Source organism: Nocardioides sp. GCM10028917, assembly GCF_042666175.1.
Lineage (GTDB): Bacteria > Actinomycetota > Actinomycetes > Propionibacteriales > Nocardioidaceae > Nocardioides.
In genome coordinates, this window is the sequence record NZ_JBHTFL010000009.1 from 23,930 (window position 1) to 43,361 (window position 19,432).

The window sequence follows — 19,432 nt, forward strand, 5'->3', positions numbered from 1 at the left end:
GGCTCCGGTCAGGGAACCGGCGGCGGCGTCGGCGGCGGCGGCGTCGGCGGAGTGGTCGGGGGCACCGTGGGCGTGGGCGTCGGGGTGGGCGGCAGGATCGGCACCACCGGCGGCAGCTCGCCGTGGTGGACGAGGCCGAACGAGTTGGGCACCAGTCGCTCGCTGCCGTCGGACGGCTCGTTGACGATGCCGAACGCGCCGGTGCCGGTGCGGGTGTACATCGCCGAGGAGCCCCCGCCGTCGAGGTTGATCGCGTTCTCCGCGCCTAGGGCGGTCATGATGTCGGCGAGCTCGACCATCGTGTAGCCGCGGCTGACCGCTGAGCGGCCGTCCACCACGAGGATGAGCAGCTTGCGGCCGTCGGCGTCGATGCCGACCGCCGTACGCGGGTGGGCGATGGTGTTGTTGACGACGGTGCGGACGCCGTTCGTGAGCAGCGGGCGGTCGCCGCTGATCGCGACCGTCGGCTTGCCGCCGGCGATGCGCTGCGACAGCGTGATCCGCTTGCCCCGCTTGAGGTTCTTCAGCTTGGCGGCGGCGGGACCGGTGCCGATCAGCACCCGCTCCTTCTGCTTGATCTTGCGGCCGTCGGAGAGCTTCGGCTTGTTGGAGATGACGCGGTTCTTGCGGAGCACGACCTCACGGGCGCGCTTCTTGCCGTCCGTCACCTGGTAGCCCTCCGTGCGGTGCCAGTCGGAGGTGAAGACGCCGATCTGGCCCGAGGGCACGATCGGGTGGTTGACCCCGCTGACGGTCCACGCCCTGCGCTGGCGGATCGTCCACTCGAGAGCCAGCGGGCTGACGTGCGGGCCGGAGTCGTCGAACCACAGCGAGGAGTTGACGCCCGGGATCCAGCCCACGCGCGAGCCGGTGAGGACGCCCTTCTCGCGGTTGACCGTCATGCCCAGCGGGGCGTCGGTGCCGCCGATGTCGAAGAAGTCGCCGTTGACCGCGCCGAGGGCGTTGTTCCACCCGCCGAGCTGGCTGACCTTCTTGCGGCTGGTGACGTAGGTGGGCGAGAACTCCTCGAAGGTGATGTTGGGGGCGTCGAGGCTGACGCTGAGCAGGTTCATCCGTACCTGCCCGATCGGCTGGCGACCGTCGACCTGGTCCCACTCGCGCAGCACGACACCGGGCGCGATCTCGTAGCTGACGTCGTTCAGCACCGTGGCCGCGCGACCGCGGGCGTTGACCGGCGGGCCGACCACGATGCCGGGCTTGCCGTCCGAGGTCTGGTTGCGGCCCCGGTAGCCGCTGTCGCCGCCGTACGTCAGTCCGCGGCTCTGCGCCCTGCCCGTCCGGTCGCCGTCGTCCGCGACCGACGGACCGACGCCGACGTTGAGCGCGAGGCCGGCGACGAGGACGCCGGCGGTGGCGACCGTCAGCGCCCGCCCGCGAGCGGGAGCGGAGCGGCGTGCGGAAGGCTGTGAGCGGCGCGTGGAGGAAGACACGCGCTCCACAGTAAAGGACGTTGTGGGGCTGGTGGGAAAATTGGGATCAGCAGTTTCCCGAGCCGGCCAGCCGGTCGTGCACCTCGAGACCACCGCCGACGACCTCGGCGACGGCCGTGAGGCGGGCGCGGGTGATGTCGGCGACCGTGGCGAGGCCGGCGAGCTGCGCGTTGGAGCCCGCGCGGGTGGGCTCGGCGGAGTTGATGCTGATGCAGCGGCGGGTGCCGCCGTCGGCGGCGTTGGCGAGCGCGACGGCGTGACCGGTGGTGCCGCTGCCGGCGAACGGGTCGAGCACGACGACGTCGGCGGGCAGGGTGGACAGGATCCGGCGGACCAGGCCGGTGGGCTTGGGCGACTCGAAGACGTGGCCGACCACTGCCTTGAGCTCGGCGACGGCGGTGTCGGTCGAGCCGATCTCCTCGGCCAGCCAGATGGTGCGCAGCTTCTTGCGGCGCCCGCCCTCGCGGTGCAGCCAGTCGCGCTGGAAGATGTCGGTGCGCTCGCCGCTGCGGCCGCGGATCACCCGGCACTCCAGGTCGTCGGGACGCTCCTCCACGCGCGGCCTCGACCACCGCCACACCGCCGGGCGGCCGTCGCCGAAGACGGGCGTCAGCGCCGTGCTGCCGTCGAACGCACGGACCGACACCCGACCGGTCACCGGGTCGCCGTGCAGCGGGTAGTGGAGCGTCGGTGTGCTGACCGGGTTGAACTTCTTGTTGGTGTTGCGCAGCGGCAGGTAGCGGAACCGTCGCCCGTCGGGCGTGGTCAGCGGGAAGTCCGACTCGTCGACGGCCTCGGTCGACGCCCCGTCCACCGCGCAGGACGGCAGGTGGCGGGCGTACGCGAGGACGTACTCGTGGCTGGTGGCGAACCCGCGGCCGAGCTGGCGGCCCTTCGGGTTGAGGTTGACCACGACCTGGGCGAGGAAGTTGGCCTCCCCGAAGACCTCGTCCATCAGCAGCCGCAGGTGGGCGACCTCGTTGTCGTCGATGCTGACGAACACCGCCCCGTGCGGCGCCAGCACCTCGCGGACCGCCTCGAGGCGCGGACGCATCATCGCCGTCCACGCCGCGTGCCGCCCGGCGTAGGGGTCGGCGTGCGAGCCGTCGCGGAAGCGGTCGGCGTACGCGAAGTCGTTGCCCGTGTTGTAGGGCGGGTCGGTGTAGACGACGTCGACCGACACCGCCGGGAGCAGTGGCAGCACGTCGAGGTTGTCACCGACGTGGAGCGTGTTCCACACGGGCTCGTCGGGCACGCGCGCCAGCCTAGACGCCGGCGGCCCGCTCGAGGGCGGTCAGCTCCTCGTCGAGGTACTGGAGCAGGACCTGCAGGTGGGGGACCGTGCGGCGGCAGCCGGTGAGGCCGAAGCACATCTTGCCGTCGTAGGACGTGCAGGTGATGTTGAGCGCCATCCCGTTGATCGGGATCGACAGCGGGTAGGTGCCGGTGAGCCGGGCGCCGTTCCAGTAGTGGGTGGTGCGGGGGCCGGGGACGTTGCTGACGACGAGGTTGTAGGGCGGGCGCACGATGCCCTGCATCCGGAAGACCGGGCCGAGGATGGCGGGCGCCTGCCCGAGCGCGCTCATCGCCAGGATCTGCGTCGGCGTCATCGCCGAGAGGCTGCTCTTGCCGTCCATCATCGAGCGGTGGATCGCCGCGAGGCGGTCGGCGGGGTCGGGCAGGTGGGTGCCGAGCTGCACCATCACCGAGCCGACCGCGTTGCCCCCGTCGGCCGAGGCGAGCTGGGACTGCTTGGCGTTGAGGCCGACCGGAACCATCGAGATCAGAGTGGTGTCGGGCAGCGCGTCGAGCTCGAGCAGGTAGGTCCGCATCGCGCCGCTGACCATGGCGAGGACCACGTCGTTGATGGTGGTGCCGCTCGCGCGTCCGACCGCCCGCAGCCGCTCGACCGGCCAGTCCTGGGCGGCGCAGCGTCGGGAGCCGGTGATGTTCTGGTTGAGCATGGTGCGCGGGGCGTACAGCGACAGCGCGGACGTCTCATTCCGCACGCTCTTGTTGAGGGTGCGGACCAGCGCGCCGGGCATGCCGGCGGCCTCCGACGCGATCGCGAGCGCCGTACGCAGCGTGGCGGTCGTGACGTCGGACAGTGAGGCGTCGCCCGTGCTCGCGGGCTTCTCGCGCGGCATGCGGGGACGCATCGCCCAGGGGGCTGGCATGCCGCGCTCGTCGGGATCGGTCGACAGCACGCTCGCGAGCAGCCGCATCGCGGAGACGCCGTCGACGAGGGCGTGGTGGGTCTTGGTGTACATCGCCACGCGTCCGTCGCGCAGGCCCTCGATGACCGTGGCCTCCCAGAGCGGTCGCTCCCACGCCAGGCGGGTGCTGTGGAGCCGCGAGCAGAGCTCGAGCAGCTCGCGCACGCGGCCCGGCTTGGGCAGCGCGCTGTGCCGGACGTGGTGCTCGATGTCGAACTGCTCGTCGGGCACCCACACCAGCTGGCCCGCCGTACGCGCCGAGCGGTGCGGGTGCTTCAGGAAGAGCGGCGCCATCTGCTCGACGTCGCGCATCTGCTCGTACATCTCGCGGACGTAGCCGCGGCCGGCGCCGGCGGGCTTCTCGAAGAGCTGGAGGCCGCCGACGTGCATCGGCATGTTGCGGTTCTCGGCGAGGAGGAAGCCGGTCGCGGTCGGGTCGATCGGGTCCACCACTGGCTGCTCCTCCGTCTTGGCCTCGACGCCGTGCGAAGCGGAGAGGTCCGGGCATCCTCTCGCCCCGCGCCGCGCGCCACAAGGGCGTGCGTGGCGGAGCGCAGTCAGGACTCCAGCGAGTGGGCGAGCTCCGCGACGAGCGCGTCGACGACCGCGACGAGGTCGCCACCCGACTCGTGGGCGACGGCCCGCTGGCGCTGGTAGGACGCCCCGCGGACGGGGATGTCGGCGACGCTGCGCAGCTCGGCCTCGCAGTCGAGCCGCTTGGCCACCGGGGTGAGCCGCTCGAGCAGGTCGTCGAGGTCCTCGGTGACGAGCCGTTCGCGGTTGTGGTCGTCGAGGATGACGATCGCGTCGAGGCCGTAGCGCGCGGCGCGCCACTTGTTCTCCTGCACCTGCCACGGTGGGAGGGTCGGCAGGTCCTCGCCGGCCGCGAGCCGCGTGTCGAGGTCGACGACGAGGCAGTGGACGAGCGCGGTGAGGGCGCCGAGCTCGCCCAGGTCGGACATGCCGTCGCAGACCCGGTGCTCGAGGGTGCCGAGGTGCGGCGCGGGGCGCAGGTCCCAGCGGACGTCGGCCATCGAGTCGATGATCCCGGTCGTGGTCTGGTCGGCGATGCACTTCTCGAACTCGGACCACGTCTCGAAGGCGAAGGGCAGCCCCGCGGTCGGCAGCTGCTGGAACATCAGGGCTCGGTTGGACGCGTAGCCGGTGTCCTGGCCGGCCCAGATCGGGGAGCTCGCCGAGAGCGCGAGGAGGTGGGGGTACGTCGTCAGCATCGACGCCAGGACCGGCATCACCCGGTCGCGCTCGGGCATCCCCACGTGGACGTGGACCCCCCAGATCAGCATCTGGCGGCCCCACCACTGGGTGCGGTTGATCAGCTCGGCGTAGCGGTGGCCCTCGGTGAGCTGCTGATGCGACCAGTCGGCGAAGGGGTGCGACCCGGCGCCGAGGAGGTCGACCCCGAGCTCGGCCGCCGCGGGCGTGACGACGGCGAGGGTGTCCCGCAGGTCGGCCACGGCCTCTCCGACGGTGTCGCAGATGCCGGTGACGACCTCGACGGTGTTGCGCAGCAGCTCCTTGTGCAGCCGCTCCGGCCTCTCGAGCCGACCGCCGGCGAGCTCGTGCACCTCCGAGGCGATGCTGACGAGGTCGCGGCTGGCCCGGTCGACGAGCGCGAGCTCCCACTCCACGCCGAGCGTCGGCTCCGGCGACGCGTGGAAGTCGATGCGCATGCATCGAGTCTAGGGACGCCCCAGCAGGTGAGGCTCACCCCTGTGCCGGGTGGGATCCGGCCTTTGCCACCATGGCCGGGTGGACCAGCAGGACGGACGATCGCGCATGCACGACGAGGACGATCCGCAGGCCGAGCTGGAGGCCCGGCTCGAGGCCGAACGGGCCCGGGAGGTCCACCTGACGATGGACCTCTGCCTGCGCATCGGGGAGATGCTCCTGTCGTCCGGCGCGGGCGCCGCGGACGTGACCGCGACGATGCGCTCGGTGGCCGACCACCTCGGCCTGCGCTCGGCCGAGATCGACGTGACGTTCACCGCCCTGTCGATGAGCCACCAGCGCTCGTCGGACGACGTGCCGATGCTGATGCTGCGCCACGTGCAGCAGCGCGACATCGACTACGAGGACCTCACCGCGGTCGACCACCTGGTGCGCGACGTCCTCACCGACCAGGCCGACCTCTACCTCGCGCGGTCGCGGATGGCCACCATCGTCTCGCTCGGCCACGCCTTCCCCCGCTGGGCGGTGACGGTCGCGTGGATGGTGATGGCCGCGGCCGTCGGCGTCTTCCTCGGCGGTGGGCCGGTGGTCTCGGTCACCGCCGCGGTCGCGGCCGGTCTCATCGACCGCGTGCAGATCGTGCTGGCGCGACGGCGGCTGCCGTACTTCTACCTGCAGGTCGCCGGAGGCGCGATCGCGACGCTGCTCGCCGGGGCGGTGGCGGCGACGCCGATCGAGGTCGACCCGTCGCTGGTCGTGACCGCCAACATCATCCTGCTGCTCGCCGGGATCGGCCTGATGGGAGCGGTGCAGGACGCGCTCACCGGCTTCTACCTGACCTCTAGCGCCCGCCTCATCGAGGCGATGATGGCGACGGCCGGCATCATCGCCGGCGTCGCTCTCGGCATCTCGGTGGCCGACGGCATCGGGCTCGAGCTCGGCCAGCTCGTCCCGGGTGCGCTCGGTGTCTCGGAGCTCCCGGCGGTCCTCGGCGGCGCGGCGGTGTCGGCGGCCGCCTTCAGCATCGCGTCGTACGCCCCGCGGCGTGCGGTCGTGCCGATCGCCCTCACCACCGCTGCCGCGGCGTCGATCTCGCAGGGCGTGGCGCTGCTGGGCTTCGGCCGGGTCATGTCGGCGGGTGCGGCGGCCTTCTTCATCGGTCTGGTGGCCTACGCCGTCGCCGGTCGGGTGCGGGTGCCGCCGCTGGTCGTGGCGGTGCCGGCGATCGTGCCGTTCCTGCCCGGCCTGTCGATCTACCGCGGCCTGACGTTCCTCGCCGAGGGCGGCGTCTTCGTCTCCCAGGGCATCCTCGCGCTGATGACGGCGATCTCGGTCGCCATCGCGCTGGCCTCGGGCGTGATCCTCGGGGAGTACGTCGCCCAGCCGCTCAAGCGCGAGGCCCGCAGGCTGGAGGGTCGGCTGGCCGGGCCCCGCCTGGTCGGACCGTTCCGCGCGATGACCCGCGCCGAGCGGCGCGCCCTCAGGCGGACGTCAGACGAGTGAGCTCCGCCAGCCAGCGCTGGTGGGTGCCGTCGTACGGCGGCAGGCCGGCGTGGACGGCGCGGACGAGCGCGTCGCAGCTGGCCCGGGCAGCGGCGACCACCTCGGCGGGGTAGCCGTAGAGCACCTGGTGCTCGGCGAACTCGTCCTCGTCGTCGACGAAGACCTCGCCCGGACCGGCGGGCGGTACGTCCCACGGCGCGGACTCGACCACTGGAAGCGGGTCGGGCAGCCGGATCACGTCGAGGTCGAGGTCGACAGCCCGCAGGACGTCCGCCTCCCACACGGCCGGGGTCGTGACGTCGGCGTAGAGGTCGCACCAGATGCCGGGCGCCTGGAACGTCGGCAGGTGCCACCTTCCCGGCTGGACAAGCGTCACGCAGGCGACCGCGGAGTGGAACTCATGGCCCGGGCGGCGGTTGTGGGTGCCCGCCGGGAATCCCAGCCACTGGCCGTGGTCGTCCGAGCCGAGGAAGACGCCTTCGAAGCGCCAGTGCGGCCGGTCGCCCCACTTGGTCATCTCGCAGCGGATGGCGGTCCCGGGATCCATGGGGTCATCCCTATCAGCCGAGGCGGCGCCTCGACGCGCCGGCTCGTCAGCGGGTGCGGGCGGCGAGACGCGCGACGACGTCCTGGTAGCGGGCGCCCGCGATCCGGCCGAACTGGTGGATGAGGTGGGCGTCGAGGCCGACGAGGACGCGCGGCTTCCCGGCCAGGGCGCCGTCGAGGATGATCTCGGCGGCACGGTCGGGCGACATCTTCGCGAGCTTCTTCTCGAAGAGCGCGTCGATGCGGGCGGCGTCGAGGCCGGCCGCCTTGCGGCCGTGGCGACTGATGCCGGTGCGGATGCCGCCGGGGTGGACGCAGGTGACCGTCACCGGGTGGCGGTTCACGAGCATCTCCTCGCGGATCGCCTCGGTCAGCCCGCGGACGGCGTACTTCGTCGCGTTGTACGCCGACTGACCGGGCACCGACACCAACCCGAAGAGCGAGGAGATGTTGACCAGCGCACCGTCGCCGCTCGCGACGAGGTGGGGCAGGAACTCCTTGGAGCCGTGGACCACGCCCCAGAAGTTGATGCCGACGATCCAGTCGAGGTCGTCGTAGGTGAGGTCGGAGAAGTCGCCGGTGGCGCTCACGCCGGCGTTGTTGACGACGAGGTTGACGCGGCCGAGCTCCTCGACCACACCGGCCGCCCACGTCGCGACCGCAGCACGGTCCGAGACGTCGACGACGTCCTGGCGGACCTTCGTCGCACCGGCCTGCTCGGCGAGCGCGACGGTCTCGGCGAGGCCGTCGCGGTCCCAGTCGGACAGGGCGAGGAGGGCGCCCGCCCGCGCGCTGCGGAGGGCGAGGGCGCGACCGATCCCCGATCCGGCCCCGGTGACGACGACGACCTTGTCGGTGAGGGTGGTCAGGCTCATGCCGCCACCGTAACTGCCGTTTACGCGGTAGGGGAGAGCAGGCCGACGGCTATCGTGGTGTCGCCGGGCCGGCTGTCGAGCGTCACGGCGCCGCCATGGGCACCGACGATCGCCTCCACGAGGGACAGCCCGAGCCCCGCGCCGCCGCGGGTGCGGGCGGCGTCACCGCGCGTGAAGCGTTCGAAGGCGCGAGGTGCCAGGTCGGGCGCGAAGCCGGGGCCGTCGTCGTGCACGGTGAAGCCGGCGCCTGTGGCACCGGTCGTGCCGGTCACCGTCACCGTGCTGCCGGGCGGCGTGTGCTTGCGGGCGTTGGTGAGCAGGTTGCTCACGACCTGGTGCAGGCGCGCCTCGTCGCCGGTGACCGTGATGGGCTCGTCGGGCAGCGACAGCCGCCAGGACCGGGCGTGGTCGACCACGCGGGCGTCGTCGACGGCCTCGAGCAGCAGCCGGGAGAGGTCGACGGGCCGCCGCTCCAGCGGGCGGCCCGAGTCGAGGCGCGCCAGGAGCAGCAGGTCCTCGACGAGAGCGGTCATCCGGGCCGACTCCGTCTCGACCTTGTCGAGCGCCGTTCCGCTGGTCTCGGGCCGGTGGCGCGCCAGCTCGGTGTAGCCCGCGATCGTGGCGAGGGGCGTCCGCAGCTCGTGGGACGCGTCGGCGACGAACTGGCGCACCTGCTGCTCGCTGCGGTGCCGCTGGTCGAGCGAGTCCTCGACGTGGTCGAGCATGGCGTTGAGCGCGGATCCCACCTGGCCGACCTCGGTGCGCTCGTCGGTCAACCGCGCCGGCACCCGCTCGGTCATCTCGATCTCCCCCGAGGCCAGCGGCAGCTCCGCGACCCGGTGGGCGGTGGCGGCGACCTCGCGCAGCGGCGCCAGCTGGCGGCGTACGACGATCGTGCCCGCGGCGCCGGCGGCTGCCACCGCACCCGCCCCGACGACGACGACGATGGTCACCAGCCAGGTGAGCGTCTCGTCGACCTCCTCGGTCGGGAGGCCGGCCACGGCCGTGGTGCTGCCGTCGCCGGCAGCGAGGACCCGGTAGGTGCCGAGACCCGGCAGGTCGACGTCCCGCACCCGTCCGTCGGTGGGCACGTCCTCGAGCCGGTCGAGGACCTCGGCCGAGACGGGCAGCTCGTCCACGCCTCCCCGGGAGGCGTCCTCGACCACGACGCCGTACGGACCGCCCGTCGTGCTGGGGAGGACGGCGGTCAGGGTGCCGATGCGCTGGCCGCCTGGCCCACGATCGTCGCCGCGCGGACCGGGGCCGAAGTCGGTGGGCGGACCGAACTCGCGGGCGAGCGAGCCGCGGACCTCGTCGTCGAGCCGGTCGGTGAAGTAGTCCTTCATCACCACCGCCGTCGCGGTGCCGATCACCGCGGCGGTCACCGCGACGAGGAGCACGACCACCGCGACGAGCCGGGCTGTCAGCGTGCGGGGCACCACCGGCAGCCGGTCGGCGAGGGTGGTCACGACGCCGGCTTCAGGACGTACCCGGCGCCGCGCATCGTGTGGATCATCGGCTCGCGGCCGGCGTCGACCTTCTTGCGCAGGTAGGAGATGTAGAGCTCGACGACGTTGGCCTGGCCGCCGAAGTCGTACTGCCAGACACGGTCGAGGATCTGCGCCTTGCTCAGCACCCGTCGCGGGTTGCGCATGAGGAAGCGCAGCAGCTCGAACTCGGTGGCGGTCAGGGCGATCTCGTCACCGGCGCGGTGCACCTCGTGGCTGTCCTCGTCGAGGGTGAGGTCACCGACGACCAGCACGTTGCCGGCCTCGGCCTGCGCCGCCGTGCCGCCGCGGCGGATCAGTCCGCGCAGCCGGGCCACGACCTCCTCCAGCGAGAACGGCTTCGTGACGTAGTCGTCGCCGCCCGCCGTGAGGCCGGCGATGCGGTCCTCGACGGCGTCCTTGGCGGTCAGGAAGAGGACGGGTACGTCGCTGCCGTCCGCGCGCATCCGGCGCAGCACCTCGAGCCCGTCGAAGTCCGGCAGCATGATGTCCAGCACCACGGCGTCGGGACGGAAGTCGCGCGCCGCGGCGACCGCGTCGGCACCGCTGTGCGCCATCCGGAGGTCCCAGCCCTCGTAGCGCAGGGCCATCGCGAGGAGCTCGGCGATGTTGACCTCGTCGTCGACGACGAGGACACGCACGGGGGAGCCGTCGGGGCGGGTGAGCTGCTGCACGCACAGCATCCTGCCGGGGCTTCCTGTGGGGTTGCTGTGCGGCGCCTGTCAGCGGGCTGCCCGGTTGAGCCGGGCGGCCTCCCGGGTCAGGTGGGTCCGCTCGGCGAGGTTCGTCGCGAGCGCGGCGGCCTCGGCGTAGAGCCTCGCCGCCGCGACGAGGTCGCCGTCCTTCTCGTGGAGGTACGCCGACGCGGCGCGGTGGCGGGGCAGGGCGGGGTCGACCTCGGCCAGCGCCGCGAGGCCGGCGCGGGCTCCGTCGGCCTCGCCCACCGCCACGGCGCGGTTGAGCCGCACGACCGGGCTGCCGGTGAGCGCCAGCAGCTCGTCGTACCACTGCACCACCTGCACCCAGTCGGTCTCCGCGGCGCTGGGGGCGTCGGCGTGCAGGGCGGCGATCGCCGCCTGGAGCTGGTACTCGCCTCGTCGCTGCTGAGCGAGCGCGGCCTGCAGGACGGCGACGCCCTCCTCGATGAGCCCGGTGTCCCACCGTGAGCGGTCCTGGTCGGCGAGGGGGACGATCGTCCCGTCGTCGCGCAGGCGCGCGGGGCGTCGCGCGTGGTGGAGCAGCATCAGCGTGAGCAGCCCGTCGGTCTCCGGGTCCGGTCCGTCGGGTCCGGCCAGGGCGGCCAGCTGGCGAGTCAGTCGGATCGCCTCGGCGGCGAGGTCGACGTCCCCCGAGTAGCCCTCGTTGAAGACGAGGTAGAGCACGCGTCGCACGGTCGCGAGGTCACCCGGCCGGTCGAACGACTCGCCCGAGACGGTCCGCTTCGCGCGGCTGATGCGTTGCGCCATCGTCGCCTCGGGCACCAGGTAGGCCTCGGCGACCTGCCGGGTGGTCAGGCCCGCCACGGCGCGCAGCGTGAGTGCGACGGCCGAGGCCGGCGTCAGCGCCGGGTGCGCGCAGAGGAAGAAGACCCGGAGCGTGTCGTCGGCCGTCTCGGCCGGACCCCGCTCGGGCTCGAGGTCCACCGCGACCTCACGCCGCTGCCGCGCGGCCTCGGAGCGTACGACGTCGAGGAAGCGCCGCCACGCGACGGTGACCAGCCAGCCCTTGAGGTCGCGCGGCGGCTCCGAGGACCCGTCGCCGAACGTGCGCCACGCCTCGACGAGCGCCTCCTGCACGGCGTCCTCGGCCGTCGCGAAGTCGGCTCCGCGACGGACGAGGACGCCGATGACCGCCGGCACGAGCGGTCGCAGCGTCGCCCCGTCGAAGGGCGCCCGGACGTCGGGCGCGTCGGCCGGGGTCACCGGCTCAGGCGTCGGTCGCGGAGGGCGCGCCGTAGAAGGGGCGCACCTCGAGCCACTCGTGGATCGGCTTGCCGTCCTTGCCCGGGGCCAGGGACAGCTCGCCCGCCAGCTCGACGGCACGGTCCCAGCCGTCGACGTCGACGACGTACCACCCGGCGATGAGGTCCTTGGTCTCGGCGAACGGGCCGTCGGTGGCCGGCTGGCGCTGCTCGTCTGCCCGCACCCAGGCGCCCTCGGGGGAGAGGGCCTGCGCGTCGACGTACTCCCCGCTCTCCTCCAGCCGCTTGCCGAAGTCGGCCATGAACTGCATGTGCGCGTCGACCTCCTCGGGTGCCCACTGGTCCATCGAGACGTCGTTCACGGTGGCGGGCGCGCCGCGGTAGTGCTTGAGGATCAGGTACTTCGGCATGTCGGTGCTCCTTGTCAGGTGCGGCCCATTGTGGCTGCGTCCACCCCGGGGACGGAGCCGTGCGGGGCTCCTCGACATCGGTCCGCGAGATTTCTCGGGCCGGACCGGCAGCCGGCTCATGGCTGTGTCACAGGTCGCGCACAGGCCGCGGGCGCACGCTGCTGGCATGAGCGAGAACGACAAGCCAGGCGACGAGACGCAGCCCGTACGGCGCCAGGGTGAGCCGGAGCCGGCTCCGGCGTCCCAGCCCGCGCCCGAACCGGCACCGGCCCCGACCGGATCCGCATCCGCGTCCGGGCCGGCTCCCGGCCCGGGTCCAGCCACCTCCGACCCGGCGGCGGGGAGCCGCTTCCGGCGCTGGCGCAACCAGCAGCGCGGTGACCGGACGTTCGGGCTCGCCGCCCTGGTCGCCTCCGCCCTCGCCGGCGTCATCGTCGGAGGCCTCGGCACCGCGGTGGTCGACGCGGTCACCGACGACCACGACCGCGGCGGCTGGGTGGAGCGGCACGGACAGATGGGACGTGACGGCGACGACTTCGGTGGTCGTGGGCCGATGCACGGTGGCCCTCCGGGTCTGCCCGGCCAGGTCCAGCCGACCACCCCGCCGGAGGACGAGGACTCCACCTCCTGAGCCCCAGGGTGGCGGCACATCGCGGGTGGGATGCCCCGGTTCGTGCAACCCGCCGCCACCCTCACGGCGCGTCACCGGGGGGTGGCGGCACATCGCAGATCAGGGGTCCGGTCGGTGCAATCTGCCGCCACCCTCGGTGACCTCAGCACGGGCAGCTGGAAAAGCGCTTTCGGTCGTGGGCGAGAATGGCGCCCGTTGTGAAGATCACCTACCCGGCCGAGCTCCCGGTTTCCGCGCGCCGCGACGACATCGCCGCTGCCATCCGTGACCACCAGGTCGTCATCGTCGCCGGCGAGACCGGCTCGGGGAAGACGACGCAGCTGCCCAAGATCTGCCTCGAGCTGGGCCGCGGAGTGGGGGCGGCCGAGGGCGGCAGGCTCATCGGCCACACCCAGCCGCGCCGCATCGCCGCCCGGTCGGTCGCGGAGCGGATCGCCGAGGAGCTCGGCACCGAGCTCGGCGACGTCGTGGGCTACCAGGTGCGCTTCACCGACCGCACCAGCCGCGCGAGCCGGGTCAAGCTGATGACGGACGGCATCCTGCTGGCCGAGCTGCAGCGCGACCGCGACCTGCGCAAGTACGACACGATCATCATCGACGAGGCCCACGAGCGCAGCCTCAACATCGACTTCCTGCTCGGCTACCTCAGGCGGCTGCTGCCGCGCCGGCCCGACCTCAAGGTGATCATCACCAGCGCCACGATCGACGTCGACCGCTTCGCCGCGCACTTCAAGGCCCCGGTGGTCGAGGTCTCGGGTCGTACGTACCCCGTCGAGGTCCGCTACCGCCCGCTGCTCGCCCTTCGAGACGGCTCGTCCCTCGCCTCCTCAGGAACCGAAGAAGCAGTGCGCGACGAGGAGGGGGAGCTGGTCCAGCGCGACCAGACCGAGGCGATCCTCGACGCCGTACGCGAGCTGTCGGCCGAGGGACCCGGCGACGTGCTCGTCTTCCTGCCGGGCGAGCGGGAGATCCGGGACACCGCCGACGCCTTCGACGCGCTCAGGAGTGACCGCCTCGAGATCGTCCCGCTCTACTCCCGCCTCAGCGCCGCCGACCAGCACAAGGTCTTCTCCAGCCACTCGTCGGTCGTGCGCCGCGTCGTGCTCGCCACCAACGTCGCCGAGACGTCGCTGACCGTCCCCGGCATCCGGTACGTCGTCGACACCGGCGTCGCGCGGATCAGCCGCTACTCGGTGCGCACCAAGGTGCAGCGGCTGCCGATCGAGCCGATCAGCCAGGCCTCGGCCAACCAGCGGTCCGGGCGCTGCGGCCGCGTCTCGGAGGGCATCGCGATCCGCCTGTACTCCGAGGAGGACTTCGAGGCGCGCCCGGAGTTCACCGACCCGGAGATCCTGCGCACCAACCTTGCCAGCGTCATCCTCCAGATGGCCTCCCTACGCCTCGGCGACATCGCCCGCTTCCCGTTCGTGGAGCCGCCCGACCGCCGCAACGTCAAGGCCGGCACCGACCTCCTCGAGGAGCTCGGAGCGGTCCCGACGGCGGTCGAGGAGCGGGGGAAGGGCGTCCGCCTGACCGACGTCGGTCGTCGGCTGGCCCGGCTGCCGATCGACCCGCGGCTCGGCCGGATGATCCTGGAGGCCGAGCGGCTCGGCTGCCTGCGCGACGTCCTCGTCATCGCCGCCGCCCTGTCCATCCAGGACCCGCGCGAGCGTCCCGAGGAGCAGCGGGCGCAGGCCGACCAGCAGCACGCCCGCTTCAAGCACGAGTCGAGCGACTTCCTCACCTGGCTCAACCTGTGGCGCCACATCAAGCAGCAGCAGCGCGAGCTGTCGTCCAGCGCGTTCCGCCGGATGTGCAAGCGCGAGCACCTCAACTACATGCGCATCCGCGAGTGGCAGGACTACGAGTCCCAGCTGCGCCAGGTGGCCAAGGAGATGCGTCTCGACGTCGGCCACCCGTCGGACACCCCCGACGAGGACGGCATCCACCAGGCGCTGCTCTCCGGCCTGCTCAGCCACATCGGTGCGCTCGAGGAGCGCGAGAAGGGCAAGCCGGGGGAGCGGCGCCCGATGCGGGAGTACCTCGGTGCCCGCAACGCCCGCTTCGCGGTCTTCCCCGGCAGCGTGCTGAAGGGGCGCAACCCGGACTTCCTGATGAGCGCCGAGCTGGTCGAGACCTCACGCCTGTGGGCCCGGCAGAACGCCGCCATCAAGCCCGAGTGGGCCGAGCGCCTCGGCGCGCACCTCGTCAAGCGGACGTACTCGGAGCCGCACTGGTCCCGCAAGCGCGCGGCGGTGATGGCCCGCGAGCGGGTCACGCTGTACGGCGTCCCGCTGGTCGCCGACCGCCTCGTGCAGTACGGCCGGATCGACGCGCCGCTCGCCCGCGAGCTCTTCATCCGGCACGCCCTCGTCCAGCGGGAGTGGGACTCCCGGCACCGGTTCCTCGCCGAGAACACCCGCCTGCTCGAGGAGGCCGAGGAGCTCGAGCACCGGGCCCGACGACGCGACATCGTCGTCGACGAGGAGACCCTCTTCGAGTTCTACGACGCCCGCGTCGGCGCCGACGTCGTCAGCGGCCAGCACTTCGACCAGTGGTGGAAGCGTGCGCGGCAGAAGAAGCCCGACCTGCTCACCTTCGACCCCGAGATGCTCACCCACGACACGGCCGGGGAGGTGCGCGCCCACGACTTCCCGACCCAGTGGCACGACAGCGACGAGGCCGGGCTCACGTTCCCCATCAGCTACCACTTCGAGCCCGGGGCCGCAGACGACGGGCTCACCATCGACGTCCCCGTGGCCACCCTCAACCGCATCGAGGCCGACGACTTCTCGTGGCTGGTGCCCGGACTGCGCGAGGAGCTGGTCACCGAGCTGATCCGCTCGCTGCCGAAGAACCTCCGCGTCGCGATGGTGCCCGCACCCAACACCGCCCGCGAGTTCCTCGACGCGACCCCGCCGGGCGCCGAGCCGCTGCTCGACGCCCTCGAGCGGTTCGCGCGGAGCACCCGGAGCCTCGTCATCCCCCGTGAGGCGTGGGACTGGTCCAAGGTCCCGGCCCACCTGCGACCGACCTACCGGGTGGTGACCGAGAAGGGCGCCGAGGCAGCTCGCGGCAAGGACCTCGACGCGCTCAAGGAGCCGCTGCGGCCCACCTTCGAGCAGGCGATGGCCGACGTCGCGTCCGACTCGGGGGTGACCGCCACCGGCCAGACGGCGTGGACCTTCGGCACGGTCGAGGAGTCCTTCGTGCAGCGCCGCGCGGGTCACGAGGTCCGCGGCTTCCCGGCCCTCGTCGACGAGGGGTCGACGGTCGGCCTGCAGGTGCTCGCCACGGCCGACGAAGCCGCGGCGCACCACCGCCTCGGCGTACGACGCCTCGTGCTCCTCGGGCTCGGTCCGGCCGACCCGGTCGACGACGTGCTCGCCGCGGCCGGCCTCGACCAGCGCGCCAAGCTCGCCCTCGTCGCGTCGCCCTACCCGTCGGTGGCCGACCTCCTCGACGACGTGCGGGCCGGGATCGTCGGCGAGGTCGTCGACCAGCACCCCACGGTGCGTGACGAGGCGGCGTACGACGCCGTGGTGGCCGCCTCCCGCGAGGCCGTCGCGTCGGGGCTCGGCCCGGCCGTCCACGACGTGATGCGGGTGCTGGAGGCGTGGCGCACCACCGACAAGGCGATCTCCGGGCGCGCCGACCTGATGACGCTCCCGGCCCTGACCGACATGCGCGCGCAGGTCGGCCGGCTGATGGCGCCCGGCTTCGTGGGGGACGCGGGCGTGCGCCGGTTGCGTGACTACCCGCGCTACCTCGGCGCGGTGACCCATCGCCGCGAGCGCCTCGACGGCCAGGTCGCGCGCGACCGCCAGCTGATGGACCAGCTCGCCGGGCTCCAGGAGGCGTGGCTGCACGCCGTCGCGGCCCTGCCCGACGGGCAGCCGCTGCCGCAGCACCTGCGCGACGCACGGTGGATGCTCGAGGAGTACCGCGTCTCGCTCTTCGCCCAGCAGCTCGGCACCCGGGAGAAGGTCAGCGACCAGCGCATCCGCAAGGTGATGGCGCGCGCGTCGTCCTAGCCTTCTCCTGGCGCGTCCTAGGCTGGACCGGTGACCGGCCGCCAGCACCACCGCCCGATGACGCCCGGCGACGGGTTCTTCGCCGACATCGTGGGAGGGGCCGACCCCGCGCAGGTGCGCGAGGCCGGCGACCTGGCCGCGACCGTGCTCGTGCGGGGTGCCCGCGAGTCCGACGACCCTGAGCTGGCCGAGCGCGTGGTCCACCTCGCCGACACCGAGGGCCTCGAGACGCTCGCCGAGGTGTGGTCGGGCGCTCCCGCCGACACGCTCGCGGGCAGCCTCTGGCGGCTGTTCCTGCTCCGCTCGTGGGTGCACGCCGACCCCGACCGGGTGGTCAGGGACTACGAGGCGGGGCAGCGTCGCGTCGACGTCGCCCGGGTCGTCGCCGGGGTCGCCGACCCGCCCGGCCCCGACGAGCTGCGTCGCATGGTCGACGAGGTGCTGCGCGGGATCACGCGCGGAGACTTCGCGGTCACCCTCTTCCGCGCCGCGGCCTTCGCCCGCATCGTCGCAGCCGGCCGCGCGGCCCTCGGCAGCGCCACGCACGGGGAGATCACCCGGATGTTGACCCTGTCGGAGCAGCTCGAGGCCGCCGGACACGTGGAAATCAGGGACAAGCTCGTCTGAGGCGTTAAAATATCCGTGAGTGCGTCGGGCTGTGGCAGCCCCGGGTCCCAAAATTAGCCGCTACGAGCGGCCACGCGCCGTGAGGCGCTCCCGGTCCGGCGCACTCGCTCAGCTCCGGCCCTAGGCTCGCGCCATGAGTCTCCGCAGCCGGGTCGCCGGCCTGTTGTCGCGCGCCACCTCTTCGGCGCCCGTCTCGTCGCCGGTCCCGTCCGACACGGGTGCGCGCTACGCCCCCGAGCGCGACGGCGAGCCCGACCCCGGCGAGGTCGTGTGGGCCTGGGTGCCCTACGAGGACGACCCGAGCCAGGGCAAGGACCGGCCGGTCCTGGTCCTCCAGACCGACGGGGACGGCTGGGCCGGGCTGATGCTCAGCAGCCAGGACCACGACCGCGACGCCGAGGACGAGGCCCGCTGGGGCCGGCACTGGATGGACGTCGGCACGGGCGGGTGGGACGCCCAGGGCCGGCCCAGCGAGGTGCGCCTCGACCGGCTGATCCACCTCGAGCGCGACGGCGTACGACGGGAGGGAGCCGCGCTGGACGAGACGATCTTCACTGCCGTCGTCGAGGCCCGCCGTGGTCTGTCCGGATAGGGTCTGGCCGTGTCTCGCTCCTCCCGTCGCCGCAGTGTCCTCCTCGCCGCCACCCTCACGGTCGCGCTGGCGACGGCTGCCTGCACGGCGGACGCCGAGCCCGACCCCGAGCCGACCCGGTCGCCGACCGGGCAGTCCGGCAAGCCGACGGAGAAGCCGCGCGAGGTCACCTTCGGCGCCTACGGCACCGAGGAGGAGGTCGCGGCCTTCCAGAGCGTCGTGGACTCGTTCAACGCCTCCTCCACGACCCGCAAGGTCACCCTGCAGTCGTGGCCCGACCACGAGTCCGCCCTCGCCGACGTGCTCGCCGGCAACGCACCCGACGCCTTCCTGACCTCGCGCATCGACCTGGACGAGCTCGTCGAGGGCGAGGCGCTGCAGCCGGTGAGCCTGCTGCTCGACGAGCGCGGCGTCGACTTCGGGGACCGCTTCTCCCGCGACGCCGTCGACGCCTTCGCGATGGACGACGAGCTCCAGTGCATGGCCTACTCGGTGTCCCCGATGGTCGTCTACTACAACACCGACCTCGTCGACTTCGACAAGATGGAGCGGCGTGGGCTCGACGTGCCGGGCGTCACCGCCGAGGGCAAGCGCGAGCGCTGGACGCTGGCCGAGTTCGAGGCGGCCGCCCGGTTCGCCTCGCGGCGCGGCGACCCGCGCGGCGTCTGGATCGACCCGACCCTGCAGGGGTTGGCGCCGTTCATCTACTCCGGCGACGGGCAGGTCTTCGACGACGACCAGGAGCCGACGTCCCTGGCCTTCTCCGACGACAACACGCGCGAGGCGCTCAGCCAGACGCTCTTCATCCTGCGCGACTCGTCGCTGACGCCGACCAACGCCCAGCTCGCCCGGGCGACGCCCGTCCAGCTCTTCAAGCGTGGCGAGCTCGCGATGGTCGCCGGCTTCCGCAACCTCGTCCCGGAGATGCGCGAGGCCGAGGACCTCGACTTCGACGTGCTGCCGATGCCGACCATCGACACCCGCGCCACCGTCGGTGACATCAGCGGGCTGTGCATCTCGGCGGACTCGGAGGTGACCGGCGACGCCGCTGACTTCATCGCCTACGCCGTCTCCGACGCGGCCATCGCGACCGTCGCCTCGACCGGCTACATCGTCCCGGCCAACACGTCGGTGGCCGCCTCGCCGGAGTTCCTCGCGCCCGACGACGAGCCGGCCAGCGCCGACGTCTTCAACCAGAGCATCCGCTACATGGTGGTGCCGCCGTTCATCGACCAGCGCGAGGAGCTCAACGAGGCGGTCACGCCGTTGCTCGAGCGGCTGGTCACGGCCCCCGGCCCGCTGGACCTCGAGGCGGCGACCGAGGAGATCGACCTGACCTCCCAGGAGATCCTCTCGCCCGAGGAGCCCGAGGAGACCGAGACGTCCGAGCCCACGGAGGACCCGAGCGAGTCCCCGTCGCAGTAGGCGG

General features: G+C 72.8%; 16 protein-coding genes. 6 read left to right on the forward strand and 10 right to left on the reverse strand.

Annotated elements, in window-relative coordinates:
* Positions 1-8: 8 nt before the first annotated feature.
* The 4 genes from ACFQW6_RS19305 to ACFQW6_RS19320 all read right to left on the reverse strand — a co-directional run bounded on the left by ACFQW6_RS19305 (position 9) and on the right by ACFQW6_RS19320 (position 5,358).
* Positions 9-1,451, reverse strand: a complete 1,443-nt coding sequence (locus ACFQW6_RS19305) for a phosphodiester glycosidase family protein (RefSeq protein WP_378549291.1) — start codon at positions 1,449-1,451, stop codon at positions 9-11.
* Between the two features lie 46 nt (positions 1,452-1,497).
* On the reverse strand, positions 1,498-2,706 hold the full coding sequence (locus ACFQW6_RS19310; protein ID WP_378549294.1) for a site-specific DNA-methyltransferase: 1,209 nt from the start codon (positions 2,704-2,706) through the stop codon (positions 1,498-1,500).
* A 10-nt stretch (positions 2,707-2,716) separates the two neighbouring features.
* Positions 2,717-4,120: a wax ester/triacylglycerol synthase family O-acyltransferase gene (locus tag ACFQW6_RS19315; RefSeq protein ID WP_378549296.1), complete on the reverse strand. Its 1,404-nt coding sequence runs from the start codon at positions 4,118-4,120 to the stop codon at positions 2,717-2,719.
* Positions 4,121-4,224: 104 nt separating this feature from the next.
* Positions 4,225-5,358, reverse strand: a complete 1,134-nt coding sequence (locus ACFQW6_RS19320; RefSeq protein ID WP_378549299.1) for a glutamate--cysteine ligase — start codon at positions 5,356-5,358, stop codon at positions 4,225-4,227.
* Between the two features lie 106 nt (positions 5,359-5,464).
* On the opposite strand from ACFQW6_RS19320, the gene ACFQW6_RS19325 reads away from it, so the two are divergent.
* Positions 5,465-6,859 carry a threonine/serine exporter ThrE family protein gene (locus ACFQW6_RS19325; protein ID WP_378549302.1) on the forward strand — a complete coding sequence of 465 codons (1,395 nt, stop codon included), beginning with the start codon at positions 5,465-5,467 and terminating at the stop codon, positions 6,857-6,859.
* On the opposite strand, the gene ACFQW6_RS19330 is transcribed toward ACFQW6_RS19325, so the two are convergent.
* From ACFQW6_RS19330 to ACFQW6_RS19355, 6 genes are read right to left on the reverse strand one after another with little or no spacing between them, the layout of a single operon-like run.
* Positions 6,837-7,406 carry a DUF402 domain-containing protein gene (locus ACFQW6_RS19330; protein ID WP_378549305.1) on the reverse strand — a complete coding sequence of 190 codons (570 nt, stop codon included), beginning with the start codon at positions 7,404-7,406 and terminating at the stop codon, positions 6,837-6,839. The two genes, ACFQW6_RS19325 and ACFQW6_RS19330, sit on opposite strands and share 23 nt — an antisense overlap.
* 46 nt (positions 7,407-7,452) lie before the next feature.
* Positions 7,453-8,280 carry an SDR family NAD(P)-dependent oxidoreductase gene (locus ACFQW6_RS19335; protein WP_378549308.1) on the reverse strand — a complete coding sequence of 276 codons (828 nt, stop codon included), beginning with the start codon at positions 8,278-8,280 and terminating at the stop codon, positions 7,453-7,455.
* 20 nt (positions 8,281-8,300) lie between these two features.
* Complete coding sequence (locus ACFQW6_RS19340; protein ID WP_378549311.1) at positions 8,301-9,749, reverse strand: sensor histidine kinase; 1,449 nt, start codon at positions 9,747-9,749, stop codon at positions 8,301-8,303.
* Positions 9,746-10,462, reverse strand: coding sequence for a response regulator transcription factor (locus tag ACFQW6_RS19345; protein WP_378549314.1), 717 nt, complete (start codon positions 10,460-10,462; stop codon positions 9,746-9,748). The genes ACFQW6_RS19340 and ACFQW6_RS19345 overlap by 4 nt, the downstream gene beginning before the upstream one ends.
* Before the next feature lie 48 nt (positions 10,463-10,510).
* The gene (locus ACFQW6_RS19350; protein WP_378549317.1) at positions 10,511-11,710 is read right to left on the reverse strand and encodes an RNA polymerase sigma factor; all 1,200 of its coding nucleotides are present in this window, start codon (positions 11,708-11,710) and stop codon (positions 10,511-10,513) included.
* A gap of 4 nt (positions 11,711-11,714) precedes the next feature.
* The gene (locus ACFQW6_RS19355) at positions 11,715-12,119 is read right to left on the reverse strand and encodes a YciI family protein (RefSeq protein ID WP_378549320.1); all 405 of its coding nucleotides are present in this window, start codon (positions 12,117-12,119) and stop codon (positions 11,715-11,717) included.
* Between the two features lie 166 nt (positions 12,120-12,285).
* Here ACFQW6_RS19355 and ACFQW6_RS19360 point away from each other — a divergent pair, with 166 nt between their 5' ends.
* The 5 genes from ACFQW6_RS19360 to ACFQW6_RS19380 all read left to right on the forward strand — a co-directional run bounded on the left by ACFQW6_RS19360 (position 12,286) and on the right by ACFQW6_RS19380 (position 19,428).
* Positions 12,286-12,750, forward strand: a complete 465-nt coding sequence (locus ACFQW6_RS19360) for a hypothetical protein (protein ID WP_378549323.1) — start codon at positions 12,286-12,288, stop codon at positions 12,748-12,750.
* Positions 12,751-12,905: 155 nt separating this feature from the next.
* Positions 12,906-16,784 carry an ATP-dependent RNA helicase HrpA gene (hrpA, locus tag ACFQW6_RS19365; RefSeq protein WP_378549437.1) on the forward strand — a complete coding sequence of 1,293 codons (3,879 nt, stop codon included), beginning with the start codon at positions 12,906-12,908 and terminating at the stop codon, positions 16,782-16,784.
* 30 nt (positions 16,785-16,814) lie between these two features.
* Complete coding sequence (locus ACFQW6_RS19370) at positions 16,815-17,411, forward strand: hypothetical protein (protein ID WP_378549326.1); 597 nt, start codon at positions 16,815-16,817, stop codon at positions 17,409-17,411.
* Positions 17,412-17,544: 133 nt separating this feature from the next.
* Positions 17,545-18,003: a type II toxin-antitoxin system PemK/MazF family toxin gene (locus ACFQW6_RS19375; protein WP_378549329.1), complete on the forward strand. Its 459-nt coding sequence runs from the start codon at positions 17,545-17,547 to the stop codon at positions 18,001-18,003.
* Positions 18,004-18,012: 9 nt separating this feature from the next.
* Positions 18,013-19,428: an extracellular solute-binding protein gene (locus tag ACFQW6_RS19380; RefSeq protein ID WP_378549332.1), complete on the forward strand. Its 1,416-nt coding sequence runs from the start codon at positions 18,013-18,015 to the stop codon at positions 19,426-19,428.
* The last annotated feature ends 4 nt before the right edge of the window (positions 19,429-19,432 follow it).

Excerpts from the sequence above, each read along its gene's own strand:
- ACFQW6_RS19360 (WP_378549323.1), top strand. The coding sequence starts at position 12,286 with ATGAGCGAGAACGACAAGCCAGGCGACGAGACGCAGCCCGTACGGCGC.
- ACFQW6_RS19355 (WP_378549320.1), bottom strand. The coding sequence starts at position 12,119 with ATGCCGAAGTACCTGATCCTCAAGCACTACCGCGGCGCGCCCGCCACC.
- ACFQW6_RS19375 (WP_378549329.1), top strand. The coding sequence starts at position 17,545 with ATGAGTCTCCGCAGCCGGGTCGCCGGCCTGTTGTCGCGCGCCACCTCT.
- ACFQW6_RS19330 (WP_378549305.1), bottom strand. The coding sequence starts at position 7,406 with ATGGATCCCGGGACCGCCATCCGCTGCGAGATGACCAAGTGGGGCGAC.
- ACFQW6_RS19325 (WP_378549302.1), top strand. The coding sequence starts at position 5,465 with ATGCACGACGAGGACGATCCGCAGGCCGAGCTGGAGGCCCGGCTCGAG.
- ACFQW6_RS19335 (WP_378549308.1), bottom strand. The coding sequence starts at position 8,280 with ATGAGCCTGACCACCCTCACCGACAAGGTCGTCGTCGTCACCGGGGCC.
- ACFQW6_RS19320 (WP_378549299.1), bottom strand. The coding sequence starts at position 5,358 with ATGCGCATCGACTTCCACGCGTCGCCGGAGCCGACGCTCGGCGTGGAG.